At 69.0% G+C, this 25,366-nt stretch carries 19 protein-coding genes; 8 read left to right on the forward strand and 11 right to left on the reverse strand.

Annotated features, from left to right (window positions below; all coding sequences use genetic code 11):
- Positions 1-8 precede the first annotated feature (8 nt).
- Positions 9-467: a MarR family winged helix-turn-helix transcriptional regulator gene (locus ACZ5BU_RS27940; protein ID WP_465703392.1), complete on the forward strand. Its 459-nt coding sequence runs from the start codon at positions 9-11 to the stop codon at positions 465-467.
- Here ACZ5BU_RS27940 and ACZ5BU_RS27945 read toward each other — a convergent pair.
- On the reverse strand, positions 464-1,372 hold the full coding sequence (locus tag ACZ5BU_RS27945) for an NHL repeat-containing protein (protein ID WP_465703393.1): 909 nt from the start codon (positions 1,370-1,372) through the stop codon (positions 464-466). The two genes, ACZ5BU_RS27940 and ACZ5BU_RS27945, sit on opposite strands and share 4 nt — an antisense overlap.
- Positions 1,373-1,470: 98 nt before the next feature.
- Between ACZ5BU_RS27945 and ACZ5BU_RS27950 the strand changes: the two genes are divergently transcribed.
- Positions 1,471-2,445 carry an ArsR/SmtB family transcription factor gene (locus ACZ5BU_RS27950; RefSeq protein WP_465703394.1) on the forward strand — a complete coding sequence of 325 codons (975 nt, stop codon included), beginning with the start codon at positions 1,471-1,473 and terminating at the stop codon, positions 2,443-2,445.
- Between the two features lie 125 nt (positions 2,446-2,570).
- Positions 2,571-4,451, forward strand: a complete 1,881-nt coding sequence (locus ACZ5BU_RS27955; protein ID WP_465703395.1) for an HNH endonuclease signature motif containing protein — start codon at positions 2,571-2,573, stop codon at positions 4,449-4,451.
- A 456-nt stretch (positions 4,452-4,907) separates the two neighbouring features.
- Here ACZ5BU_RS27955 and ACZ5BU_RS27960 read toward each other — a convergent pair whose 3' ends face one another.
- The 9 genes from ACZ5BU_RS27960 to pseB form a co-directional block, all read right to left on the reverse strand.
- Positions 4,908-8,471: a discoidin domain-containing protein gene (locus tag ACZ5BU_RS27960; protein ID WP_465703396.1), complete on the reverse strand. Its 3,564-nt coding sequence runs from the start codon at positions 8,469-8,471 to the stop codon at positions 4,908-4,910.
- Positions 8,472-8,639: 168 nt separating this feature from the next.
- Positions 8,640-10,280, reverse strand: a complete 1,641-nt coding sequence (locus tag ACZ5BU_RS27965; protein ID WP_465703397.1) for a solute symporter family protein — start codon at positions 10,278-10,280, stop codon at positions 8,640-8,642.
- Positions 10,277-10,621: a DUF485 domain-containing protein gene (locus tag ACZ5BU_RS27970; RefSeq protein WP_465703398.1), complete on the reverse strand. Its 345-nt coding sequence runs from the start codon at positions 10,619-10,621 to the stop codon at positions 10,277-10,279. The genes ACZ5BU_RS27965 and ACZ5BU_RS27970 overlap by 4 nt, the downstream gene beginning before the upstream one ends.
- A 95-nt stretch (positions 10,622-10,716) precedes the next feature.
- Positions 10,717-11,553, reverse strand: coding sequence for a class I SAM-dependent methyltransferase (locus ACZ5BU_RS27975; protein ID WP_465703399.1), 837 nt, complete (start codon positions 11,551-11,553; stop codon positions 10,717-10,719).
- A gap of 47 nt (positions 11,554-11,600) precedes the next feature.
- Positions 11,601-12,353, reverse strand: coding sequence for a cytidylyltransferase domain-containing protein (locus tag ACZ5BU_RS27980; RefSeq protein WP_465703400.1), 753 nt, complete (start codon positions 12,351-12,353; stop codon positions 11,601-11,603).
- Positions 12,341-13,156, reverse strand: coding sequence for a hypothetical protein (locus ACZ5BU_RS27985; RefSeq protein ID WP_465703401.1), 816 nt, complete (start codon positions 13,154-13,156; stop codon positions 12,341-12,343). The genes ACZ5BU_RS27980 and ACZ5BU_RS27985 overlap by 13 nt, the downstream gene beginning before the upstream one ends.
- Positions 13,156-14,544: a hypothetical protein gene (locus ACZ5BU_RS27990; protein ID WP_465703402.1), complete on the reverse strand. Its 1,389-nt coding sequence runs from the start codon at positions 14,542-14,544 to the stop codon at positions 13,156-13,158. Before ACZ5BU_RS27990 ends, ACZ5BU_RS27985 begins: the two co-directional genes overlap by 1 nt.
- Before the next feature lie 10 nt (positions 14,545-14,554).
- Positions 14,555-15,679 carry a UDP-4-amino-4,6-dideoxy-N-acetyl-beta-L-altrosamine transaminase gene (pseC, locus tag ACZ5BU_RS27995; RefSeq protein ID WP_465703403.1) on the reverse strand — a complete coding sequence of 375 codons (1,125 nt, stop codon included), beginning with the start codon at positions 15,677-15,679 and terminating at the stop codon, positions 14,555-14,557.
- Between the two features lie 2 nt (positions 15,680-15,681).
- A complete protein-coding gene (pseB, locus tag ACZ5BU_RS28000; RefSeq protein ID WP_465703404.1) occupies positions 15,682-16,665 on the reverse strand; it encodes a UDP-N-acetylglucosamine 4,6-dehydratase (inverting) in 984 nt (327 codons plus the stop codon).
- 168 nt (positions 16,666-16,833) lie between these two features.
- On the opposite strand from pseB, the gene ACZ5BU_RS28005 reads away from it, so the two are divergent.
- Entirely contained in the window at positions 16,834-17,850 is a 1,017-nt protein-coding gene (locus tag ACZ5BU_RS28005) for a PseG/SpsG family protein (protein ID WP_465703405.1), read from the forward strand.
- Here the strand turns inward: ACZ5BU_RS28005 and ACZ5BU_RS28010 are convergent.
- Positions 17,843-20,071, reverse strand: a complete 2,229-nt coding sequence (locus ACZ5BU_RS28010; protein ID WP_465703406.1) for a hypothetical protein — start codon at positions 20,069-20,071, stop codon at positions 17,843-17,845. The two genes, ACZ5BU_RS28005 and ACZ5BU_RS28010, sit on opposite strands and share 8 nt — an antisense overlap.
- A 70-nt stretch (positions 20,072-20,141) precedes the next feature.
- On the opposite strand from ACZ5BU_RS28010, the gene ACZ5BU_RS28015 reads away from it, so the two are divergent.
- The 4 genes from ACZ5BU_RS28015 to ACZ5BU_RS28030 are packed head-to-tail and all read left to right on the forward strand — an operon-like array spanning position 20,142 to position 25,352.
- Positions 20,142-20,894, forward strand: coding sequence for an N-acetyltransferase (locus ACZ5BU_RS28015; protein ID WP_465703407.1), 753 nt, complete (start codon positions 20,142-20,144; stop codon positions 20,892-20,894).
- 51 nt (positions 20,895-20,945) lie between these two features.
- Positions 20,946-23,204 carry a glycosyltransferase family 2 protein gene (locus ACZ5BU_RS28020; RefSeq protein WP_465703408.1) on the forward strand — a complete coding sequence of 753 codons (2,259 nt, stop codon included), beginning with the start codon at positions 20,946-20,948 and terminating at the stop codon, positions 23,202-23,204.
- Complete coding sequence (locus ACZ5BU_RS28025; protein WP_465703409.1) at positions 23,204-24,028, forward strand: hypothetical protein; 825 nt, start codon at positions 23,204-23,206, stop codon at positions 24,026-24,028. Before ACZ5BU_RS28020 ends, ACZ5BU_RS28025 begins: the two co-directional genes overlap by 1 nt.
- Complete coding sequence (locus ACZ5BU_RS28030; protein ID WP_465703410.1) at positions 24,021-25,352, forward strand: hypothetical protein; 1,332 nt, start codon at positions 24,021-24,023, stop codon at positions 25,350-25,352. Before ACZ5BU_RS28025 ends, ACZ5BU_RS28030 begins: the two co-directional genes overlap by 8 nt.
- Positions 25,353-25,366 lie beyond the last annotated feature (14 nt).

Genomic DNA, 25,366 nt, shown 5'->3' on the forward strand with positions numbered 1-25,366 from the left:
GCGTTTGGATGCCTGTGCCAGGATGGCGCTTCCCGACGGAGGTGATCACGATGGCGCAGGAAGCATTGCAGCTGCTGGTCAGCATGCACCGGATCGTCAGGCATCTGCGCCGGAGCCGGACCACCACGCTGATGCATCCGACCCAGTTCCTGGCGTTGATGCTGATCGCCGACGAGCAGCCGATCCGGATCGGCGAGATCGCCACCCGGGTGCCCTGCTCGCAGCCGACCGCGACCACCACGGTCGCGGGCCTGGAGGAGGCCGGCCTGGTCCGGCGCGAACCGGACCCGGTCGACGGCCGCGCGACCGCGGTGGTACTCACCGACGCCGGCGCCGAGACGGTCGAGGCGTCCGGACGGCAGGCGGCCGAGGAGCTCGCCAAGCTGCTCAGCCGTCTCGACGACGCCGACCGGAAGCTCGTCCTGGAGGCCGGCGCGGTCCTCGCCCGGGTGACCGACGACCTTTAGTGCAGACCCGGGACGACGCTGACGGTGTACGGCGGCGTACCGGGCGCGACGTCGAGCTGACTGTTCACCCACAACAGCCGGCCGCGATCACGGGCGATCGTCGTCGGGGTGGCGCCGACCGCGGCCGGGCTGGAGTCCGCGATCAGCGTCGCCGCGGTGAAATCGTCGTTCAGGATCGCGAAGCGGGTGACGTACTTCCCGCCGCCCGCGTTGTAGACCGCGTACAGGCGGTGTCCTTCGAGGAGGTAGCCGTCGCCGGACAGGATCCCGTTCGGGACGTCGAGGACGCTGACCTGCTTGGTGCTCAGGTCGACCCGGTACGTGACGTCCTGGCCCTGTTCGCCGACGAGCAGGACCCTGCCGTCGGTGACGATGCCGTTGAGGAAGTACGGCGTCGGCTGGAGCTGATCGCGGGTGATCCACGGCTCGAGCTTGCCGAGGCCGCTGCGGGTGAGCGGCGCGCGCCAAAGCTGGTTGTGCGCGGAGTCGGTCACGTACACGGCGTCGCCCGCGATCGTGAAGTCGTTGAGGAACGAGCCTTCCGCCGCCTGTTGTACGTCGAGCAGCCGGCCGCTGGCGTCGTACAGGAAGAGCTTCGACGTACTCGCGCCGGCGATCAGGACGCGGCCCCAGCGGTCGACGTGGATGCCGGTGGCCGACGTACGGCCGTCGCTGCCGGGTGGGAGGAAGCGGGTGAGGTACGGCGAGCGGGTGTTGCCGCGGTAGACGGCGCCGGTGCCGACGCTGGTGACGTACATCGTCCCGTCCCGCGTGACTGCGATCCCTTCGAGGTTGTCGCCGGGCGTGGTCGAGACGACGTACTCCGTCGGCCGGTGGACCGTGGCCGCGTTGGCCGTCGGTGCGGTGAGGAGCAGGAGGGCGGTGACGAGCGCGAGACGTTTCATCCGGTCAGTGTCGGAGGGTACGGCCGGGCGACGCGACCGGATTCGGTTCTGGCCGAAGAGGTCTGGGCGCGGACGTTCCCGGCCGTCACAATCGGGAGATGATCCGGTTTCACTTCACCGCGGCTGACCTCGGCCGGGTCACGTTCCCGGTCGAGCCGCACCCGCTGTGGGAGGCCGCGCTCGCGGCACGCGCGTTGGGGGCTCGGTCGGTGGCACCTGGGGTACGGCGTTGGCGTCGTACGGCGGCGCCGCGGGTGCAGGGATCGATGCGCCCGCTGTTCAAGCTGATCTCGCCGGGCGGGTTGTTTCCGGACTTCCTGACGCCGGAGGTGTCCGCGCCAGGGCTGGAGCCGGCGGTCGAGACGTTGATGGAGACGCCCGCGGACGTCATCCGCGACGAGCTGGGACCGTGGCTGCCGCCCGAGATCGACCGCTACATGGGTGGTCTGCTGGAAGGCCGCGCCGGGTCGCGCCGTGCTTTGGGCAACGCAGTACGCGCCTTCCACGAACAGGTGCTGATGCCGTCATGCGCCGAACTCCAACGCCGCTACGGCGCCGACCTCGGCCTCCGCACCCAAGCCCTGCTCCACGGCGGAGTAGACGCCTTGCTGTCCTCTCTTCACCCGGACGTCGAGTGGGACACGCCGGTCCTCACGACGTACGGCCCCACGGAGACCTGGACCACCGACATCCACCTGAACGGCCGCGGCCTCGAGCTGTACCCGTCCCCGCTGGTCACCAACTGCCTGGCCATGGACGCCCTCGACCGCCGCCCTGTCCTCGTCTACCCCTGCACCGACCTGACCGACACCGACGTCGACCCCACCACCACGGACGCACTCGCCGACCTACTCGGCCGCACCAGGGCCGCCGTACTTCGCTCCCTCACCCAACCCGCCACCACAACCCAACTCTCCCGCCGCCTAGGCATCTCCCTGGCTTCGACCTCGGACCACACTCGAATCCTCCGAGCCGCAGGCCTGATCACCACCCACCGAACCCAAGGCACCGCCGTACACTGCCTAACCCCCGCCGCCCGCCCGCTGCTGACCAAAGAAGCCGCAACAAGCTGAGCGGATGACGTCACCACGACGGTGGTTGCCTTTAGCAATATCCACAGTTGTGGACAACTAATTCCCTTGTTTTCAAGGGGATTCGGCTTTGAAAACTGTCGGAGGGCATGTCTAGAGTCTTAGGCATGGACAAGGCGCCGGAGGTGATGACCGAGGACGAGCTGGTGTGCGCCCTGGACCAGACCGCCGTCGACATCGCCGGCCTGGAGACCCGCCGCCTGCGCCTGATCGCCGCGCTGGACAAGACCGGACACGCCGAACGGGTCGGCGCCCGCGACACCCGCCAGTTCATCGAGTACCGCTACCGCCTGGACCACTACCGCGCCCGCCGCGACCTCCAACTCGCCCGCGCCCTGCCCAAATACCCGGCCATCACCAGGCAACTCGACGAGGTGAAACTACGCCCCGCCCAGGCCGAAGCGATCGTGTTGGAGCTGGAGAAGGCACCCTCGACGGTGCCGGTGGCCGACCTGGAGTTCGCCGAACGGGAACTGTCCCGCCTCACCCATCTACCACCCACCGAACTGCGTAAGGCCGCCATCCAGGCCCGCGACATCCTCGACACCGACGGCCCCGAACCCGAAGAACACAAGGCCTCGGCCCGCGAAACCCTCACCCTCCGCGGCGTCAACTTCAAGGGGTACCTGGCCAACGAGAACGCCGAACTCTTCCGAACCTTGATCACGACCGGCGCCCGTCCGCACAAGACCGTCGACGGCGCTCCCGACCCGCGCTCGCGCGAAAAGCGCCAGGCCGACGCCCTCACCACCGCCCTGACCCTGGCCGCCACCGCCCTCGACACCGGCGTCCCGTCCCCCACCATCCCCCGCCCCACCACACCCGACACGTCGGCCACCACAGGCACAACGGCGTCGGGTACTGCAGCGGCCGGTGAAGCGGCATCGGGCACTGAAGCGGCTGGCACGACGACGCCGGGCGCTACGGAGGGTACGGCAGCGCCCGGTACATCCGGCGCGACCTCGACGGCAAGCGCGGCCCCGTCCGGCAGCTCTGTGCCTGCGGAGGACGGCAGCGCAACCCCTGGCGACTCAACCACCGGCAGCAGCGCAACCACCAGCAGCGCAACCACCAGCGGCGCGTTCACCAACGCCACAACCCGCGATACCGCGCTAGAAGAACCTGCGACGCAAGGACCTCTGACGGACGGACGCACTGCTGGCACAGCAACCGACTGGACCGCGCCAACTGGCTCAGCTCGTCAATGCGGCCTACCCGGCGGAGATGTCGTACCAGGCTTTGGGGCAAAGGCGAACATCACCGTCACCATCGACCTCGACGACCTCAAAACAGCCACCGCGGACGCCATCGGGCAAACCGTCTACACCAACGGCCTGTCCGCCGCCACCATCCGCCGCCTCGCCTGCGACGCCAACATCATCCCCATCGTCCTCGGCTCCAAATCCGAACCACTGGACGTCGGCCGCTGCGAACGCCTCGTCACCAAAGGCATCCGCCGCGCCCTGAACACCCGCGACCGCGGCTGCGTCGTCTGCGGAGCCCCACCCGTCATGTGCGACGCCCACCACCTCATCTCCTGGCTCGACGGAGGCCCCACCGCCATCTGCAACCTCGTACTCCTCTGCCGACGCCACCACACCGACCTCCACAACGGCCACTGGCACATCACCATCACCAACGGCGTCGTCCACGTCAGCCGCCCCACCTGGGCAGACCCACCGCCCCGCGATCAACTCCCTCCACCGGCCGCAGCTTCACCACCATCAACGCCACCGCCCGACCGCTCGGACGTCGGCCGATCATCCACGGGCGACGCAAACCTCGACGATCCATCCCGGCGCCGCACTGCCGCAGGTCGATCAGTCACCGACCCGCGAACGGACGGTGAGGACGAGCAGGCCTTGCGCGCCGCGACCTACCTGGCGATCTGGGGCGAACCCCTCCCATCCGACCCCAACAAACGACCAGCCGAAACCCCACATTCGCCCTCTGTCGATCCCTGGAGCGAACCCGCCAACGCCGTCTGACCCGACCCTGCCTAACGAACCCTGGTGTGAGCTGACACGGTGAGCGGAGGCGGTGGTGCTGGCTGTGTCCGAGCTGGCCCTGCCCGAGTGGGCTGTGTCCGGGCAGGTCCCGTCTGAGCCGAGCTGCCGGTGTCGGCCGCAACGGGAGGTACGCAGTTGCGGCCGCGTGGCAGCGCAGGCGGAATGGGTGGGCCGACAGTCCGTGCGCGGCAGCTGTCGGATGCTGAGGCCGTATGTCTCCACCACCTGACAGACGAAACCGGACCGACCCCCGCGCTCCGCACAACGTGCCGTACGTCCGTGCCGTACGTCCGTGTCGTGCAGCGGCAGCTACTTGGGGTTGTGGGTGGGCTGCGGGTGGAGGTGCGTTACAGGCTAGGGGAGTGCGTGCATGTGGTGGATGTACGCACTCCCCCGGTTGCTGGTCCCGCGGTTCTGGTGGCTGCGGGGTGGGGGTCAGTTGCGGTGGATGGTGAAGGTTGTGGTGGTGTTTTGGATGTCGGTGGTGTTGTTGGTGAGGGTCAGGTTGTTGAAGGTGACCTCGCCGCGGGCGGGGCCCTGGTTCGGTTCGGGGAGTTCGTTGGCCCAGATTCCGAAGCCGGACTTGGCGTCGAAGGCGTCGCCGGACTTGTGGGCGCCGGTGATGGTGGTGTTGGCGAAGATCGTGTCGGCGACCGGGAACTGGGGGCTGCCGTTGACGTAGTTGGTCTGGAACATGATTCCGGAGTACGTCGGGTCGACGATGTCCAGGTCGCTGACCCGGATGCCCTGGAAGATCTTCGAGGCCGAGAAGATCCAGACCGCGCCGAACGCCTGGTTGCCCCAGAAATGGCCGCCGGAACGGACGACCGACGCGTTCTGGAACTGGGTCGGCGGTGTCGCGCCGAAGCCGTTCATCGGGATGCCGAAGTCCAGCGAGCTGATCGTGATCCCCGGGTAGGTGAGCATGTCCGCCGCGTACAGGTTCCGGAAGACGTTGTTCGTCCCGCCGTACACCGCGAACCCGGCGGCCCGCCAGGTGAGCATCGCGGACAGGTTCTCGAACACGTTGTCCCGCACCTCGCCGCCGCCGTTGTCGGTGGCGTTGAAGAGCGCGAAGCTGTCGTCACCGGTCGAGCGGGCCTCGTTGTTGCTGACCGTGTTCCCGGCCGACCCGTTCGTCATGTTGATGCCGTCGGCGAACGTGTCCCGGATCCGGGAGTTCTTGATCGTCGACGTGTCGGTGTTCGAACCCCAGTACAGGCAGACCATGTGCTCGACCCAGATGTTGTCGATGGTCATGTTCGCCGTACCGGAGAAGTCGAACACCTTGCCCGGCCCGTCGATCCGGGACGTGTAGTTGCCGAAGTACGCGAACCCGCTGAACGTCGACCCGTTCGCCGACGCCTCGGACCGGAACCCGATGTCGGTGTTGTCCTGCGTGTCCGGCGCGTGGAACCGGGTGAACCACGGCCCGGCCCCGACCACCTTGACGGCCTTCCCGTACACCTGGAACTTCGACGACGTCTGGTAGTCACCCGGCGGCAGGTACACGCCCTGCAGAGTGCTGTCCTGACGCACCTGGTCAAGCGCGTTCTGCACGTCCTGCTGCGTGAACCCGTTCGGCGTCACGAACCCCGCGCCCGGATTCGGGATCGCGGTCGCCGCCTCGGTGTCGACGAAGTCGATCGAGTACGTCGTACCGTTCGCCGGGTCCTTCTGCAGCCGGATCTTCGTCCCGGCCGGGTACGTCTGGTCGAGCATCAGGTTCGCCTCGTCGTAGATGTGCCGCGCCGGCCCGGATCCGGGCGAGTTGTTCGGCGACGACTCCGCGCCGTACAGCCAGGCGTACTTCGAGGTCAGCGGCAACGTCTTCGCGAAGGTCCCGTTCACGTAGACGCTGAGCGTCGACGACTGTCCGCCGCCGCCCGCGGAGTCCGGGATCGAGAACCGCGTGACCAGGGTGTTCGTCGCGGCCCGGGTGGTGAACTCGACGTACGCGCCGTTGCTGTTCAGCGTCACCGCGCGCCGCCCGGACGCCTCGCCGGCCAGGTCGCCGATCGTCCGGTTCGGCCCGATCACGGACGCGCCGCCGCCGACCGCGGCATCCTCCGCCTCGAGATGGTCGTACGGCATGTTGGCGCCGCGTCCGACGAAGAACGGCCGCTCACTCGTGTTGTTGGTCCGCTTCACCGGCAGTTCGTTGGCGTCGTCCGCCAGTACGACGCGCACCGTGTACCGCCCGTTGACGGCCGTCCAGTTGCCCAGAGCAACGGCAGGCGTGGTCGCGCCGGCCGCGATCGACCCGTTGTACGAACCGGTCAGCGTCGTCACCACCGACGTACCGTTCAAGACCGTGAGAGTGATCCCGTGCGCGCCGGATGCCGTCGCGACACTGCCCTGGTTCGTCAACGAAACCGAGAAGGAAACGGAGTTTCCGGCGGACGGGTTCCCCGGCGTCCAGTTCACCGCGGACGCGACCAGGTCCGAGCTCGCCACCGGTGTCACGACCAGTGGACTCGAAGCGTTTGCCGTGTTGTTTCCGTCGTTCTGCTCGATCACCGTGTTGTCCTCGTCGACCTTCGCGCTCACCGCGTACGAGCCCGCGTCCCGGGTCCCGATCGAGGCGCTGACCGTCGTCGACGCACCGGCCGCGAGCGCGCCGACGGCTGCCGTACCGACCTTGGTGGCACCGAGGTAGAAGTTCACAGCGGTCGGCCCTGAGCCGGCGGTACCGCCGTTGCCGACCGTCGCGTGGACGGTGATCGAATCGGTCTCCACCGGCGCCGTGGGCGTCCAGGAAACTCCGGAAAGCGTGAGATCCGGGTTCGGAGCCGGTACACCGAGCACCTGCAGCTCGGCCACCTGCCCGGCCGGTGCGCCGGTGTTCCCGGTGAAGTTCAGCCGTACGTCGGCGACCCGCGCGCTGACCGGGATCGTCACCGAGTTCCCGTTCGCGGGATCGAACGAGTAGTTGGCAGTGCCAACAATCGGGACGAAGTCGGACGCACTCTGCTCGCGGCCGAGGATCGAGAACGTCTGCGTCCGCGCGCCCCAGACCGGATCCGGGTTCAGCCGCACCACGACCGCGCTGAGGTCCGCGTTCGCGCCGAGCTGCGTGGTCAGCGTGGCCGGGTTCGCGTTCCCTTCCCAGTACGTCGTCACGTCGTCGTCGTTGGCGTTCTCCGGAACGTAGGTGAACGTATACCCGGACGCCGTGATCGGCTTGTGCAGCGCGAGATTGCTGCCGGGACCGCCACTGCCGTTCCGGGTGACAGTGTCGCTGTTCGGCGATTGGTTGCCGGCAGCATCCTTTGCGCGAACGTAGTACGACACCGACACGTTCGTGGGTTGGTTGTCCGTGTACGTCAGTCCGGTCACGCTGGTCCGGAGCTGCCCGTTCGCGTACACGTCGTACCCGGTGACGCCGACGTTGTCGGTCGAGGCGTTCCAGGTGAGCTTGATCTGCCCGGCACCGGGCTCGGTGTAGGCCAGGCCGCCCGGGGCGGTGGGAGCCTGGGTGTCGCCGGTCGCCGGCCCGTAGACCTCGAGCTCGGACAGCTGTCCCGCGGGCCAGCCGGTGTTCGCGGTGATCCGGACCCGGACGTACCGCGTGGTCGCCGTACCGTAGTCGACGGTCACGGTGTTGCCCGGCGGGCTGAAGGTGCGGGCCGCGGACGCCGACAGGTCGGTGAAGTTCTGCCCGTCGGTACTGCCCTGGATCGCCAGGGTCTCGTCGCGGGCGCCCCAGTCGGCGGTCGGCAGTTTCAGGACGACCTCGTTGGTTGCGACCGTCGAGCCGAGATCGACCTGGACCCACTGCGGGAAGGCGTTGTTGGCGCTCTCCCAGTAGGTGCTCTGGTTGCCGTCGGTCACGTTCGGCGCGACGTAGTTCTGGGTGACGCTGCTGGCCGAGGCAGGCTTCCCGGCCGCGAGGTTGGGGCCGGCGAGGATGGCGGCGTGTGCGGGACTGGTGAGTGGTGCAGCCGCGAGACTCGCGGCCAGCAAGGCGGTCAGCAACCGCCATCTGGGTATGCGCATGAGACCTCTCCTAATGGGGGCGGACAGAGAAGAGTTAGAAACTTTCGGCAGCTTGCCAAGTTCTTGCGCGAACGGTGCCTCATTGTTACGGCATGGCTACGCGCGCGTCAACGGCTCACGACAAAGGGCCGGCTCGCACGCTGCGAGCCGGCCCTTGGTGGTACTGCGTCAGTGCTTGGCGACACCCTCCGCGCCCGCGCCGGTGAACGCCCGGACCGTGAGCTCGCTGTACCGCGACTCGCTCGACTTGTCCTTGCCGAGGTACGTACCGAGGACGCCGAACAGGAAGCCGAGCGGGATCGACACGATGCCCGGGTTCGACAGCGGGAACCAGTGGAAGTCCGCACCGGTGATCATCGACTTCTCACCGTTGCCCGACACCACCGGTGAGAAGATCACCAGGACCACGGCCGAGACCAGGCCGCCGTAGATGCTCCACACAGCACCCGAGGTGTTGAACCGCTTCCAGAACAGGTTGAACAGCAGCGCCGGCAGGTTCGCCGAGGCCGCGACCGCGAACGCCAGCGCGACCAGGAACGCGATGTTCAGCTTCTGCGCCGGGATCGCCAGCGCGATCGCCACCGCGCCGATCCCGATCGCCGCGAACCGCGCCACCCGCAGTTCCTGCTTCTCGGTCGGCTTCTGCTTCGAGATGACGTTCGCGTACAGGTCGTGGGCGAACGACGACGCCGACGTCAGCGTCAGGCCCGCGACCACGGCGAGGATCGTCGCGAACGCGACGGCCGCGATCAGCGCCAGCAGGATCGCCCCGCCGACCGACCCGGCGCCACCGCCGACCGACTCGGCCAGCAGCGGCGAGGCCACGTTGCCCTTCGACGCCGCGACGGCCGACCCCTTGGCGGTGTCCAGCAGCGCCGCCGCCCCGAACCCGAGCGCCAGCGTCATCAGGTAGAACACGCCGATCAGGCCGATCGCCCACTGCACCGACCGCCGCGCGGAGCGGGAGTCCGGGACGGTGTAGAAGCGGATCAGGATGTGCGGGAGTCCCGCCGTACCGAGGACCAGGGCCAGGCCCAGGGACAGGAAGTCGATCTGACCGGTCAGGTCCTTGCCGTACAGCAGACCGGGCTGCAGGAACGACTCGCCCTTGCCGGACTTCGAGGCGGCCGAGCCGAGCAGCTCGGAGATGTTGAAGTGGAACTTCAGCAGTACGAGGAACGTGATCACGACGGTGCCGGCCATCAGCAGCACGGCCTTCACGATCTGCACCCAGGTCGTGCCCTTCATGCCGCCGATCGTCACGTAGATGATCATCAGCGCGCCGACCAGGATGATCACGGCCGCCTTCAGGCCTTCGTTCTTCACCCCGAGCAGCAGCCCGACCAGCGAACCGGCGCCGACCATCTGGGCCAGCAGGTAGAAGATCGACACCACGATCGTCGACGTCGCGGCCGCGGTCCGCACCGGGCGCTGCTTCATCCGGAACGCGAGCTGGTCGGCCATCGTGAAGCGGCCCGAGTTCCGCAGCAGCTCGGCGACCAGGAGCAGCGCGACCAGCCAGGCGACCAGGAAGCCGATCGAGTACAGGAAACCGTCGTACCCGTAGAGGGCGATCTGGCCGGAGATCCCGAGGAACGACGCCGCGGACATGTAGTCGCCCGCGACGGCGAGGCCGTTCTGCGCGCCGCTGAACGAGCGGCCGCCGGCGTAGTAGTCGGCCGCGGTCTTGTTCTGCCGGGACGCCCACCAGGTGATGTACAGCGTCACGGCAACAACCGCGGTGAACAGGGAAATCGTCAGCGCCCGGTTGCCCGGCTCGGTTGCCAGCGGGATGAGAAGCGAGTTCACCGGCGGCGCTCCCTCTTGTACTTGGCGTTCAGGCCGTGGGCCAGCGGATCGAGCTTGCGATTGGCGAACCGGCCGTACAGGGCCGCAATCACGAACGTCGACACGAACTGCAGGAGGCCGAAGATCAGCGCGACGTTGATGTGGCTGCCGCCGATCCGGTGGCTCATGAAGCCGCGGGCCCAGTTGTTGCAGGCGACGTACGCCAGGTACCACGCCATGAAGGCGATCGTCCACGGTACGACGAAGTTCTTGTAGCGCCGTTTCAGCTCAGTGAAGTCGGCCGCGTCGTGCACCGCCTGATAGGCGCGGGCGTCACGCTCGCGCACCATCTCCTCGTCCATGAGTTCCCCTTTGTACGGACTCGAACCAGGTGCACGTTAGCCCCAAGTCGCGCGTTTGTGACCATTAGGGCGTGTCCGACCGCAACCAAAAAGTTCTAAAGGTGCGGCGCCACGGGGCCGTCGATCGCTCGGCGGTAGTTGGCGAATTCGCTCGGGCGGGCCCGGAAACAGTCCGTCAGGTACGGCATCCGCAGCGGCTCGGGCGGCCGGGCGGTGTGCTCGTAGATCAGGTCGATCTGCTCGAGGATCTGGTCGCGCCGGGACTCCTTCAGTACGGCGACCCGCGAGTGCGACTGCGCCAGCTGCCGCAGGGCGCCGCGGTTCAGGTCGTGCCAGTGCCGGAATCGGGCCTGTTCGATCATCGTGAACAGGTTCGACTGCTCCAGGATCGGCAGCGGCTCGAAGCGGTCGGTACCGCCGAAGCCATCGCCCTGCACCACCTGCCAGATCCGGCGCACCCACGGCACCACGGTGTCGGCGTTGTTCCAGAGCAGGCCGAGGACGCCGTTCGGCCGCAGCACCCGGGCGATCTCCGGCAGCGCGCGGGCGTGGTCGAACCAGTGGAACGCCTGCCCGACGATCACCGCGTCCACCGAGGCGTGCGCCAGCGGGATCGACTCGGCCGCGCCGACCATGGTGTCGATCCCGGTCTGCCGGCGGCAGACCTCGAGCATCTCGGGCGACGGGTCGACGGCGATCACGTGGTGACCGAGCCCGGCGGCGACCGCGGCCAGCTTGCCGGTACCAGCGCCGAGATCGAGCACCTGCAGCCCGCGCCCCGGGCCGAGGACCCAGCTCAGCGCCTCGACCGGGAACGTCGGCCGGCCCGCGTCGTACGCGACTGCGACCGCGCCGAAGGACTTGGCGCGCGCGGCGTTCACGCCGTTGCCGGGGGCCGCGGCCGGGTCCCCGGCCGGCTCATTGGTGGTCATCACCGCAATTCTGCCCCAGAAAATGACACAGTCCGGCTGGAATCCTGCTACTCGCCGAGTTTCTTCTGTTCGATGTGTGCGTTCAGCGTGGCCAGCTCCGGGTGCTCGTCCAGGATCTTGACCAGTTCGGCGCAGTTCAGGTGGCTGCCGTCGAAGTCCTCGATGAGGGCGTCGAGCAACTTCCAGTCGTCGGGGGTGTCGAGCGTCAGCCGGTACTGCGCGGCGTTCCTGGACGACGGGCCGTCGGACCACGGCAGGTTCAGCAACCGCATCTGGCCGGACCGGTTCTGGTGCAGGTACGACGTGACGTGCTCGCGGTCCGCCTTGAGCGTGGCGTTCCGCTCCGCGTCGTACAGCCGGGCCGCGGAGAAGATCTCGAAGTCCATGCCGCGCGGGTAGGTGCGTTCGAGGCAGTTCGAGAGGTAGAGGTCCGGGTCGTTCTCGGCCCGCCAGCGGTCGACGCCCGCGGCAACGATCTCCGGGTCGATCAGTGGGCAGTCGGACGTGACCCGGACGATGCCGTCGAGGTTGTGCTCGCGGGCGGCACCGGCGAACCGGCTGAGTACGTCGTCCTCGCTGCCGCGGAACACCGCGAAGCCGTCCTCGTTGCACAGTTGCACGACCAGGTCGTCGTTGAAGTTCGTCGTGGTCGCGACGATCACCGGGAGGCCGGTGCGGGTCAGGCGGTCCAGGTGGTGTTCCAGGTAGGAACGGCCGGCGACGGTCAGCAGCACCTTGGCCGGCAGCCGGGTGCTCGTCACGCGGACCTGCGTGATGATTCCTACCTTCAGCTGTTCCATCGGAACATCTCCCGAATCTCTGCGGGTCCGGCGACGTGGTCGACACCCAGTTCGGTGTCGGTGAAGTCGCGGGCGACCTCCGCCGGTACGTACGGCTGGTCCATCTCCGGCCACAGCCGCTTGATCCGCGCCTGACCGCCGAACGACGGGTGCTCGTTCTCCAGCACCATGGGATCACCGTAGACCCCCGGCTGCAGGCCGAGCGAGGCGCCGTACAGAACGGCCGAACTGAGCCGGTTGGACGCGACGCGCTGGTGGCGGCGGAGTTCCTTCAGCTGTTTGACCAGGAAGTTCGCGTCGGTACGGCGCCAGTGCAGGCCGCGGTAGCCGTGCGTGATGACCCGGAACCCGGCGTCCTTGTAGACGTTGCGGATCGCGGGCTTCTCGTACTCGTTCCAGTAGAGGCAGACGGTCACCGGGCCGGTCTCGTGCTCGTTGATCGAGGCAACGATCCGGCCGTGGTCGCCGAGTACGTGCTGGCCTTCCCAGCCGTGGAACGGGTAGAAGATGGTGCCTTTGGCCCGTTTGTCCGGGGTGGCGAGTCCGGGGTGGTTCTTGAGCAGGTACAGCCAGACGGAGCCGATCACCGAGTAGTTGCGCAGCCCGAGCGCGTGGCCGCGGCGGCGGACGCTGTCGGACCAGACGAACTTCGGTACGCCGGGCGCGAAGTTCGTGCCGTACGCGAACCCGTCGAGGATGTTCCAGCCGTGCTGCAGGTAGCCCCAGATCCGTGGCGGTTTCGCGAGGCCGGCGTACGTCGCCATGATGTTGGCGTGTCCGTAGAAGTGGTTGGCGTGGTGCATCAGCGCCGTACCTTCTTCAGTACGCGCTTGAGGCGGCGGCGGATCACGCGCGCCGGGTTCATCACCGCGTGACCGACGCGGTACGGGCGTGAACGCCGGATGCCGCTGACCGTTCCCTCGAACAGGATCGCGCGGGCACTCGCGTGGGCCAGCTCGTCCGCCAGCCGCGCGATCGTCCGCAGCTGCTCGGCCGAACCTCGCGGCCTGATGACCTCGTCCGGGGAGAACTCCTGCTCCGGCACGGTGATGCCTGCCATCGACGCCACCCGCGCCGTCAACGCATGCGGATCGGCCGCCGCGGGCCAAGGTTGCCGTGAGCCACTTTCCAGCACCCGGGTCGCAAACCGCCTCAGGTGCTCGACGACATCCAGCTGTTGGGCCTCCCCGAACAGCCGGTACGACGACCCCTGCAGGATCACGTTGTCCGGCGAGCCCGCGCCGCCGGCACCCAACCAGGCCACATACGACGGGATCACCCTGCGTAGCTCCGCTTGGTCATCGCATCGCAGGGCTGTCAGCAGGTGCTCCTCCAGAAGGACACCTTCGCCGCATGGTACGACGTCCGCGGGAAGTATTGCGGGCGCTTCCGCACCCACCACGAAGTACCAAGCCGGCGCCAATTCGAACGCGACCCCCGCGGCGGCCGCATCCAGCACCGCCCTGTACGGGTCCATCAACACCGGCCCATCGTTGCGCGAGGCAACAGCCCGGGCCGCGACAACCGCGGCGAACCCGTCCACCTCCGCCAGCGCCACGTCAGCCTGCACAAGCGAAGGAAACACCGCGTACGTCTGGTCAACCCGCAGACCGGCGCCTTCAACCGCCGCCATCACCCGCTTGAACCCGGCCGGCGCGAGCTCCCCGACGCTCCGCCCCCAGTCCTCGTCCCGCGGAAGCGCCGCCCCGATCTCCGGCTGCACCAACCGCTCGAACCCGAACGCATTGGCCGACCCCAGCAACACTGTTCCCCCAGGCCTGAGCAGACCCACAAGCCGCTCGAGGCTGTCCCCCCAGGTGAACCCCGCCGTATCCGGCCCGACAAGCCGCTCCAGCCCGTCCAACGCAACAATCGCGTCGTACTGCGAATCCTCGGTGAACCGGTCGAGGGAGCCGCAGTAGACCTGGCCCTTGGTTTCGCCGATGAGTTCGGCCAGTTCTTCGGCGTCGGGGGCTGAGCGGACGAGGAGGTCTACCGAGGTGACCCGGGACGCAACCAGCGAGATCAGGTCGGCCGCGTGCGGCCCGGCGACGAGGACTGCGGCGTCGGGGTTCAGCGTGGCGGCCAGGAGCGCGGTGGCGGCGGGGCCGGACACCGCGGGGCGGGCGTCGCCGGGGTGCAGGTCGGACCAGTTGAGCAGCTCGCCGCCGACCAGGTTCGATCGGGTCACATCAGTCACGCTATCCAACCAAACTGAGAAGGGTCTCGATCACCCGGTCGACGTCGGCGTCGGTGAGGTCCGGGAAGAGCGGGAGGGACAGTTCCTCGGCGTAGAAGCGTTCGGCGTTCGGGCACAGGCCGCGCCGGTAACCCTGCCGGGCGAAGACCGGGTGCCAGTACACGGGAATGTAGTTGACCTGTACGCCGATCCCCGCCGCCCGCATCCGCTCGAAGATCTCGCGGCGCCGGCCGCCGAGGACACGGATCGGGTACAGGTGCCACATCGGATCGACCCCGGCGCGCTGGACCGGCGTACGCAGGCCGTCCACCCCGGCGAACGCCGCGTTGTAGCGGGCGGTGATCTCCGTACGGCGGCGCTTGAACTCGTCCAGGCGCCGCAGCTGCGACAGCCCGAGGGCCGCGCCGAGATCGGTCAGGCGGTAGTTCATGCCGTACTCGTGGACCTCCTGGTGCCACGGGCCCTGGTCGGTGATCTCGAAGCGGGACGGGTCGCGGACGAGGCCGATGAAGTGGAACTCGTGCGCGCGCTGGGCGACCTCGGCGTCCTTGCAGACGACGGCGCCGCCCTCACCTGTCGTCAAGTTCTTGGTGGGGAAGAAGGACATGGTGGTGACGTCGGCCAGGTCGCCGACCGGGCGGCCGTCCGCTGACCCGCCGACCGAGTGGGCAGCGTCGGCCAACGTCTTCGCGCCTACCCGATCGGCCAACGGCTGCAATGCGGGGTAGTCGGCGGATTGGCCGGCGTAGTCGACTGCGGCGATGACCCTGGAATGTTCTGTCAGAGCGGCTTCCACACAGGCCGGGTCCAGGAGGCCGGTGTCGTAGTCGATGTCGGCGAAGACCACGCGAGCGCCGAGCATGGCGGCGCAGGAGGCGGTAGCCACGAAGGTCATGGGGGTGGTGATGACCTCGTCGCCGGGGCCGATGCCGAGGGCGGCGTACGCGATGTGCAGGGCCGCCGTTCCCGACGTACAGCTCACCGCCCGATGCCCGCCCGCGAGCTCCGAGATCGCGTCCTCGAAGGCTGTGACCGCAGGACCGGTGGTCAGCCAGTCACCCCGCAGTACCGCGGCGACCGCGTCGATGTCAGCTTCCGAGATCGACTGACGCCCGTACGGCAACACGGTCAGTAGTCGCTTTCGAGGGTCTTGCGGATCTCCTCGATCGAGTACCACTGGTCGTTGGTGTCGGAGGCGTAGTGGAAGCCGTCCGCGACCGGGGTGCCGTCCAGCGGCGGCTGGTAGCCCCAGCTGGCGAGGTCGGGCTGGAGGACGTACCGGTTGCCGAGGGAGACCGCGCGGCGGCCTTCCTCCGGGCTGATCATCTCCTCGTGCAGCTTCTCGCCGGGGCGCAGGCCGACATCGGTCATGATCGCGCCGGGCGCGATCGCCTCGGCCAGGTCGGTGACCTTCATCGACGGGATCCGCGGTACGTACAGCTCGCCGCCGGTCATCAGGTCGAACGAGTCGACGACGAACTCGACGGCCTGCGGCAGCGTGATCAGGAACCGGGTGCAGCGCAGGTCGGTGATCGGCAGCGGCTGCCCGGCCGCGTGCAGCGCGCGGAACTTCGGGATGATCGAGCCCCGGCTGCCGATCACGTTGCCGTACCGGACGACGCTGAAGCGGGTGTCGTACGCCGCCGCGTAGTGGTTGCCGTTGATGAACAGCTTGTCCGCGGTCAGCTTGGTCGCGCCGTACAGGTTGATCGGGCTGGACGCCTTGTCGGTGGACAGTGCCACGACCCGCTTCACGCCGCAGTCGATGGCCGCCTCGATCACGTTCTGCGACCCGATCACGTTGGTCTGCACGAACTCCCACGGGTTGTACTCACCGCTGTCCACCTGCTTCAGGGCGGCGGCGTGGACGACGTAGTCGACGCGGTGCATCGCCCGCAGCAGCCGGGAACGGTCGCGGACGTCGCCGAGGAAGAACCGCAGCCGCGGGTCGCCGCCGAACGACTGCCGGACCTCCCACTGCTTCAGCTCGTCGCGGCTGAACACGATGATCCGCCGGGGGTTCAGGTGCTCGAGTGCGTGCCGAACGAACGTCCGGCCGAACGACCCGGTACCGCCGGTGACCAGGATGTCGGAGCCGGTGAGGATTGACACGCGAGCGGGACCCTTCTGACGGACAGTTCCGAACTGCGCACACGCGGTGCAGACCTCGAAACAATAGCCGCCCTGCGATGGGCCTGCTCAACCCACCGTCTCGACGCACGGTGATCAAACGTACGTTCTCCGGCAGGGCCGACCGCGGAAACCGGTACGGTCGTCCGCGTGAAGCGCGTCGGGGTGCGATGTGATGTGGGGCCGGGCCGGGGGGTCGGGCATGTGATGCGGTGCCTGGCGCTGGCCGAGGAGGTGCGGCGGCGCGATGTCGAGCTGGTCTTCTTCTGCGACGCGCACACCGTGCCCTGGGCCGCCGAGCAGATCGCCGCGCGCGGGATCGAGGTCCGGCCGGCGGTCGATGGTCCGGATGCGCACGTCGAGTCGTTCCGGGGCCTGGACGCGGTGGTGTTCGACTCGTACGACCTGGATGCTTCGGTGTACCAGGCGGTCCGCGCGAGTGGGCTGCCCACGGTGGCGATCGTCGACGGTGACTTCCGCGGCGCCGAGGCCGACGTACTGGTCGACCAGAACCTCGCGGCGGAGCTCGACCACCCGGTGCTGCCGCGGGACTCGATCCGCCTGGCCGGCCTGCCGTACGTGATGATGCGCGACGAGATCCTCGACCACCGTCCGGCGCAGCCACCCGCCGAACGGCACGACGGCGTACCGCGGGTCTTCGCGTTCTTCGGTGGTACGGATGCGTTCGGTGCCGGTCCGTACGTCGCTCGCGCGCTGGCGGCGACCGGTCTCCCGTTCGCGGCGACCGTGGTCGCGCCTGGGGACGACCTGGCGCGACGGATCGCGGAGGTTGAGCTGCAGCCGCATCAGGAGCTGAAGGTGATCGGTCCGACGGATCAGCTGGCGGCCCGCGTGCGTGCGGCGGATCTGACGATCAGTGCGTCCGGTACGTCGACGTGGGAGCTGCTGTGCCTCGGGGCGACGGCCGGTCTGGTGTGCGTGGTGGACAACCAGGTGATGGGATACGAGCGCGCCGTCGACACCCGCGCGGCCGCCGGGCTGGGTCTGCTGAGTGCGCTGAAGGCCGACGTGACCTCGGCGGATGAGCCACTCAAACGACTGCTCACGGATCCGGCAGAACGCGGCCGGTTGGCTCGCGCGGGTTGGGACCTGGTCGACGGCCGCGGCCGCGAACGAGTAGCCGACGCCCTGCTAGGGCTTATCTGAGCTCGTAGATGGTGGCGTCGAGCGTGGCGTGCCGCAGCCGGACGTAGTTGCGGAGTGCGGGCGACACCTGGCCGGCGCGGTTGTCGGCGTACAGCCAGCGGACGCCGGCCTGTTTCAGGCGGTCGATCGTCGCGGGTGACGGTGCTTTGAACGCGGCGTCGTTGGCGGCCAGCTCCTGGCGGTTCCAGTACGGGATCAGGCTCGGGTTGCCGTCGTTGGCGAGCGCGATCCGGTTCGCCTGGTTCGAGTACGACCAGCCCTCGATCAGCACCGGCCGCTCGGACAGGGCCGCGAGCCAGAAGTGGCGGCTGTCGCAGACGCCGTCGCGCTGGATGATGCAGTGCGCGTTGGTCGCGATCAGCTCGCCCGGCTTGCTGTTCCGTCGCAACCACTGCGCCGCACCGGCCTCGGCCGCGGTCGCGCCGCCGCGGAACGGGTGCGCGAACACCAAGTTCGACGCCTTGTCCGAAACGAACGCCTGCAACGGGACGAGCGCCGCCCCGATCATGCAGGCCGCGACCGCCCCGCCGAGCATCGCGACGAAGAAGTTGCCCGGCCGCCGCGCGACCTTCCACACGACCGCGACGAGCAGTGCGACGACTACGACGACGGCGATCGTCCACAACCACGGCCCCTTCACCCCGCGCAGGTCCGCCGACTCCGACCGCGCGACCGCGAACCCGGCCAGCCCGAGCAGCCCCGCCGCGCCGACCAGTACGACGGCCCACCGATCGCCGAGCCGCCCGACCAGGTTCGCCAGCCCGGCGGCCGCGAGTACGGCGACGACCGGGAACGCCGTACGGAGGAAGTACAGCTGACTCACGCCCGACTGGGTCGTCAGCAACGTGCCGAGCAACCCCGCGACCGCGACCCCCGCCAGGAACACCGCCCCGGTGTCGCGCCACCTGCGCCCGAGGAAGAACAACCCCGACGCGGCCAGCGCCCAACTCAGCAAAGTCGTTGCCCCGGACAACAACTGCGCGTGCGGGTTCGAGACGAGCATCGGGTACGGCGCCAGCTGGACGAACGTCTCGAACGGCTTGATCCGGGTCCCCCAGGTGCTGCCGCCGAAGATCGTGATCAACGCCGCCACGAACACCACCAGCGTGACCAGCCCGCCGAAGAACGCCGGCCGCGTCCGCCGCTTCGCCAGCCCCAACTGCAGAAAGGCGAACGCGAACCCGGTACCCACCACCGGCAGGATCGTCGACTTGGAACCGGCCGCGACGAGCGCGAGCAGGACCAGCAACACCCATCGGTTGCGCGGCCTCCCATCGGCGCGCAGTAGGTCGACCGCCAGGATGCAGATCGCCAGCGCGATCAGTACGCCGAGGTTCTGCGTCGGACTCAGGTACGCCGCCACCGCCGTCGAGATCCCGCCCAAGCCGGTGGCCGCGAACGGCTGGACCGCCCCGCCGAGCCCGGCGACGAACACCGCGAGCGGCCCGGCCCAGGTCGCCCCGGATTCCGCGGCCGGAACGAGGCGGGTGGTGAGCGCGAACACCAACCCGCATCCGGCGAGGAACAGCGGCAGCCAGCTCAGCGAGTGGATCAGGTCGGTCAGGTCGATCCGCGTCCCCCACTGCGTCGCGGCCGTCGCCTGGTGGAAGAACGTGTGGTACTTCATCGGCTCGCCGCCGAGCCACAACGTCCTGATCGGTACGTCGTACTTCGCGCTCGCCGCCAGCGCCTGCTGGAACGCGAGGTCCGGGTACGCCCGCAGCGGATCGGTGTACGCCGGGAGGAACTGGCCCGGCCCACGCCGGTACACGATCAGCAGCACGACCGCGGTCGAGGCCGCGAGCAGCCAAGCCTGCAGCGGGCGCAACGGCCGCTCGACCCGGCGCCAGACCCGCGCGCGGGCGTCGCCGTCCAGGAACGCGATCACCAGGACGACCGGCGCCCACACCCACGACCACGCCTGCAGGCCGATCGACGCGCCGGCGAGGTACACCAGCACCTGCCCCGCCGTACCGACCGCGAACCCGGCGGACAGGTCCTCGACCAGGTTGCGCCCGTACCCGCCGATCAGCCGCCACAGCGCGAACCCGGGCAACATGACCGCGACCCCGGTGAACAGCACGAAACGGACGAGCTCGAAGAACGTCGCATGCAGCGCGAGCAGCACCAGAGCCAGCACCACGACGGCGAGCCCGGCGACCAGACCGGAAAGGGACGGCCCCGCGGTCCGCGGCCCCCGCCGCCTCGCTCTCGCGCGCATGTCGTAACACTAATGTGAAATCCATCGCTGCATGAAGGCGGTGTGTCACTGCGTGTAGGCTCAGCGGCCTATGAGTTGGTACGACGCGCTCGAAGCCGGTGAACTGACCGTACGGCCGTCCGTGGACGCGGCGAAACGGTTCGGGGTCTCGATCGACCGGATGTCGGTCTCGGCGTCGGCCGGTACGCCGCTCGCGGAGGTGCTGTCCGCGGTCGAGAAGTCGACCGCCGAGGTCATCGTGCTGCGCTACCCGGCCCGCGAGACGACCTGGTTCGCGGCCCTCGCGAGCGGTCCGCGGCAGGCCTTGCTGGCCGACACAGTCACCTGCTGGGCGCTGCCGGTCGGCAAGGGCCGGCGTCCGGCGCCGCTGGCCGGCTTCACCACGCAGGTCGAGGACGACATCGACGACGAACTCGTGGACGACCTGGTCGCGGACGTGTTCGGCGACTCCGGCAACCACTACTGCTCCGACCCGGTGTTCGACCGCGCGGTCGCGTTGGCCGGCCGGCAGGAGTGGGCCCGGCGGCGGATCGCCGCGGCCGGTGCCGTCGTACTGCGAGGTCCGGACCGGCGGATGCTCGCGCTCGCCGCGCTCGACCAGGAGACCGCGTGGACCGAGATCCAGCTCGCCGGCGTCGTCCCTGCCGAGCAGGGCCGCGGCCGGTACGGTCACCTGCTGGCCGCCATCGAGGACGCGTGCACGACCCGCCGCCTGGTGGTCACCACCCAGGCGCACCAGACCGGAATCCAGCGCATCTGGTCCCGCTACGGGTTCGAACCCGTGCATAACCTCCTGACGGTGCACCTCGTTGCCGCTACGTAGACACACGACTACCGCGAGGGAGGGCACGTCGGAGTGACTCCGCGGTTGAGCGTGGTGGTGCCCTTTTACGGTGTCGGTGAGTACCTCGGAGACTGCCTGGAGTCGATCGCACGGCAGGCCTGGACCGATTTCGAGGCGATCCTCGTCGACGACGGATCCCCGGACGACAGTGCCGTCGTCGCGAAGGAGTTCTGTGCCCGGGACTCGCGGTTCCGGCTGATCCAGCAGGAGAACGCCGGTCCTGGTCCGGCCCGTGACGCGGGCATCCGCGAGGCCACCGGTGAGTACCTGGCGTTCGTGGACGGCGACGACCTGGTGTCGACGTACGGGTTCGCCGCCCTGGTCCGGACGCTGGACCGTACCGGCTCGGACTTCGCCGGCGGGAACGCGCGCCGGTTCAACAACAGCTTCGGTGTCCGGCCGTCGTGGTTGCACAAGCAGCCGTTCGCCCGGGTCCGGCACGCCACGCACGTGACCGAGTTCCCCGACCTGGTCCTGGACCGGATGCTGTGGAACAAGGTGTACCGCCGCTCCTTCTGGACCGAGTACGGCTACACGTTCCCGCCGATCCGGTACGAGGACTATCCGATCGCGCTGAAGGCGCACCTGGACGCGGTCACCGTCGACACGATCACGCAGGCCGTCTACTACTGGCGCGAGCGCGAGTCCGGCGAGTCGATCACCCAGCAGAAGTTCCAGCTCGGCAACATCCGGGACCGGGTGACGTCGGCCGGGATGGTGATCGACCTGGTCGAGGACGCCGTACCGGTGGTCCGCCGGCGGACGCACGCGCACCTCGCGCAGATCGACGTACTGACGCTGATGTCCGCGTTCGGGTCCGTCCCGGCCGACGACGAGCAGGCGCTGGTCGACCTTTCCCGCGAGCTGCTCGACCGGCTCGACGAGGACATGCTCGCGAAGACCCACCGGTACGACCGGATCCAGCATGCCGCGCTCCGCTCGGGCGATGTCGACCTGCTCCGCCGGCTCGCGGAGTTCCGCAACTCGGGCGGTCTGCGCGGTGGGGCGCGGGCCGTTTCGCGCGGGCGGCGGCTCGAGTACAACTACCCGGGCCTCGGCGAGTCCGCCGTACCGCGTCGGCTGTACGGGGTGCGCGACCAGGACCTGTCGCTCGCGACGAGTGTCCGCGAGGTCGCCTGGGTGGACGGCAAGCTGTCGATCAAGGGCACCGCGGAGATCCGCCACCTGGAGACCGACCGTACGTCGACCCTGGAGCTCGCGCTCGCCGTCGGCGAGACGTCGTACCCGCTGGAGGTACGCCGGTACACCGCGCTCGACCTGCACGGGACGCAGTCGCTCGTCGGGTTCGAGGTACTGCTCGACCGCTCGTTGCTCCGCGAGTGCACGGGTGCTCCGGCGCACTTCGAGGTGCGGATGCGGTCCGGGAAGCGCGTGCGGAAGGGGATGCTCGGCGGTCAGGGGCCGGGGAGCCCGGGCTGGCCGCCCGGCGCGTGGATCGACTCCTCGAACTGGATCCAGCCCGGCCCGGGCAAGAGCGGCTGGTTCTCGCTGCGGCGGCTGACGGATCCGTGCCGGTTGACCGCGGTCGAGCAGACCGACCGCGAACTGGTCCTGCACGGCACGGCGTCGTTCGACGAGCCTTCGTTGTTCCTGAGCCGCCCGGTCGTCGGTGGCGACGAGGAGGTTCCGCTGGAGGTGGACGGGCGCGACTTCACCGCCCGGCTGCCGATCCGGGACATCCTCGACGCGGCCAACCACGACGACCCGTTCGGTCAGCGGACGACCCGGGTGTTCCGGGTCCGTGGTCCTGAGGAGCAGGAGCGCGTGCTGCTGTGGACCGCGGGCGACGCGGCGGCGTCGCGGGTCGTGGACGACCGCGTGGTCACGGTGACCCGGTCCACCGGTGGGTACGTGAACATGCACGAGTCGCCGATCCGGACCACCGCCGTCGAGGCCGTTGCCAGCGGCAAGGAACTGGTGGTTCGCGGGTCCGCGGGCGGCGACGTCACGTTCAGCTGGCGGCGGTACCTGGCCGACTCCGACGACCACCTCGACGTCGCGTGCCGTCGTACCGCCGGCGCCGACGGCGGGTGGTCCGTAGCCGTCGACGTGGACGCGCTCGTCCCGGTGACCGCCGTACAGGTCTCCGTGGATCCGTTGGCCGCGCTGGCCGACTGGATCCTGTTCGCCACCAGAGCCGACGGTACGGCGCACGCCGTACAGTGCGAGCCGTTCCTGTGCAGCCGGTTGCCGTTGGCAATCGCTTCTGGGACGCACGCGCTCGCGGTCCGACCCCATGCCGGCACTCTGCACGTCGAGGTGCGCTGATGCATCACCACAACCACTACTACGGTCAGACGCACATCCTGTCCCGGTACGCCGGGTTCGACTTCGACCACCCGCCCCGGCTGCGTGGCTATCTGCAGCACGGGTGGAACATCGGCTGCGGGTGGAACCCGGTGCACGAGTTCTACGACGGCGCGTGGCGGTTCACCTGGAGCGACGCGCCTCGTCGACGCGGGCATGCCCTCGGGCGGCGGAACTACCACAGCATCGGTGCGCCGTTCCTCTACCTGATGGAGCTCGAGCCTGAGCCAGAGGAGCCGGTCGAGCGCGAGGGCACGCTCTGGTTCCTCTTCCACGGGTGGGAGGGCGGCAAGATCCACGGCGACCACCAGCGGCTGATCGACGAGATCCGCGAGACCGAGCCCGGTCCGGTGACGTTCAGCTTGTACTACACCGAGTACGACCGGCCCGAGGTGCGCGGGTTCTACGAGGACGCCGGGTTCCGGGTGGTGTCGTTCGGGCGGCGTGGGTTCTCGTACGAGGGCACCGACCGGCGGTTCCTGTTCAAGCAGCTGGCCGAGCTGCGCAAGCACAAGCGGGTCGCCGCGAACCGGTTGTCGACGGCAATCTTCTACGGCGTCGCCGCCGGCTGCGAGCCCGCGGTGTACGGCGACCCGATGGAGATGGACGGGGAGAACCCGTTGTTCGGCGGGCAGAGCCGGATCGAGCGGCTGTGGCCGGAGATGCTCGGCAAGTCGATCGACCTCGAGGCCGCCCGCGCGACCACCGACCTCGAACTCGGTCGCCCCTGGATGATGCCCGCCGCGGAACTGCGGAGCCTGTTCGATTGGAGAGAGCGTGTCTGAGGTTCAGGTGGTCCGCGGTGAGATGCAGCCGTGGACCGATCGTACGACGCCGCGGCCGGCGCTCGCGGCGCTGCTGACCGACGTCGTCCCCGCCAACCGGCGGACGCTGATCCTCGGGCCGCACGCGCCGCAGCTGATCGAGTCGGTGCTCGCGCACTCGGCCGACGTGACGATCCTGCTCCGGTCGGTCGCCGACGCGCAGCAGCTCGGCCAGGACTTCGGTCCGTGCCTGCAGGTGATCGCGGGCGCACTCGACGGCCTGCAGACCTCGCCGTATGAGGTGATCATCGCGTCGGACGGGCTGGACCGTCTGCTCGGGTACGACAGCGCTGACCTGTCGTGGAGCGCGCGGCTGGACGCCGTCGCCGCGCTCGCTGCGCCGGACGCTGTCGTCGTGCTCGGCCTCGAGAACGAGTTCTCGTTGCTGAACCTGCTGGACAGCCGGCCCGCCGACGAACGCCACGGCGACGACGAGTGGCGCCCTCTGCACGACGATCCGTCCCGACCGGTGTCGGTCGAGCAGCTCAAGCTTGCTTTGCCGTGGACCGCGGAGGTGTACGCCGACTTCGCGTCCCGGCTGTACGTCCGCGCCGACGTGGCGGCGAGCGCTCGCCCTGGCGAACTCCCCACCCGGCTGGCCGTCGCCGCGGTCGAGCAGACCGACGTACCGCTCCTGTCACCCGCCCACGAGGGCCTCGACACCGCCGCCCGAGCCGGCCTCCTCGCATCCGTCCCGACCGGCTGGCTCGCCATCATCGGCGCCCAGCCACCCCACGACATCTACACAGAAACCGCCGGCGCCATCCTCACCGCCGATCAGAACCTGACCGGCTGGGACGTCACCACCACGCCGGACGCCACCGATTCAACCTCCGACGGACTGCTCTCCTTCGACCCCTCTGTGGTCCCCACCACGATCTCGTCGGGCGTGTCCGTTGAGAGCGTGTTGTTCCGCCTGGCCTCGGCGGAAGATGTGCCGGCGTTCCGGAAGCTGGCGGCTGACCTGGGCGACTGGGTGACCGAGTCGCGGGTGGCGCTTCGGTGGGACGACCTGGTGTACGACGGCGAGTCCTTCTCCTACGGGGTCTCCGGGTGGGTCGCGCCGAAGACCGTGGCGAAGGAGGATCTGCTGGCTGCTGCGTGGGTACGGTTCCACGACCGGTTGATCGGGCAGCAGCGCAGGCATCCGTGGCCGCCGTGGATGGTCGGCGACGATCTCGTGTCCGCCTGGATGGGGATGTCCGGGGTGGAGGCGCCGGAGCAGACGCAGGCGACGTCTCCGGACGCCCCGTCGGCGGCGAGTGAACAGATTGCCAAGGGCTAGCAGATCGCGCAGGC

The organism is Kribbella sp. NPDC031520 (assembly GCF_055580825.1).

Excerpts from the sequence above, each read along its gene's own strand:
- ACZ5BU_RS27940 (WP_465703392.1), top strand. The coding sequence starts at position 9 with ATGCCTGTGCCAGGATGGCGCTTCCCGACGGAGGTGATCACGATGGCG.
- ACZ5BU_RS27945 (WP_465703393.1), bottom strand. The coding sequence starts at position 1,372 with ATGAAACGTCTCGCGCTCGTCACCGCCCTCCTGCTCCTCACCGCACCG.
- ACZ5BU_RS27950 (WP_465703394.1), top strand. The coding sequence starts at position 1,471 with ATGATCCGGTTTCACTTCACCGCGGCTGACCTCGGCCGGGTCACGTTC.
- ACZ5BU_RS27955 (WP_465703395.1), top strand. The coding sequence starts at position 2,571 with ATGGACAAGGCGCCGGAGGTGATGACCGAGGACGAGCTGGTGTGCGCC.
- ACZ5BU_RS27960 (WP_465703396.1), bottom strand. The coding sequence starts at position 8,471 with ATGCGCATACCCAGATGGCGGTTGCTGACCGCCTTGCTGGCCGCGAGT.
- ACZ5BU_RS27970 (WP_465703398.1), bottom strand. The coding sequence starts at position 10,621 with ATGGACGAGGAGATGGTGCGCGAGCGTGACGCCCGCGCCTATCAGGCG.
- ACZ5BU_RS27975 (WP_465703399.1), bottom strand. The coding sequence starts at position 11,553 with ATGACCACCAATGAGCCGGCCGGGGACCCGGCCGCGGCCCCCGGCAAC.
- ACZ5BU_RS27980 (WP_465703400.1), bottom strand. The coding sequence starts at position 12,353 with ATGGAACAGCTGAAGGTAGGAATCATCACGCAGGTCCGCGTGACGAGC.
- ACZ5BU_RS27985 (WP_465703401.1), bottom strand. The coding sequence starts at position 13,156 with ATGCACCACGCCAACCACTTCTACGGACACGCCAACATCATGGCGACG.
- ACZ5BU_RS28010 (WP_465703406.1), bottom strand. The coding sequence starts at position 20,071 with ATGCGCGCGAGAGCGAGGCGGCGGGGGCCGCGGACCGCGGGGCCGTCC.
- ACZ5BU_RS28015 (WP_465703407.1), top strand. The coding sequence starts at position 20,142 with ATGAGTTGGTACGACGCGCTCGAAGCCGGTGAACTGACCGTACGGCCG.
- ACZ5BU_RS28025 (WP_465703409.1), top strand. The coding sequence starts at position 23,204 with ATGCATCACCACAACCACTACTACGGTCAGACGCACATCCTGTCCCGG.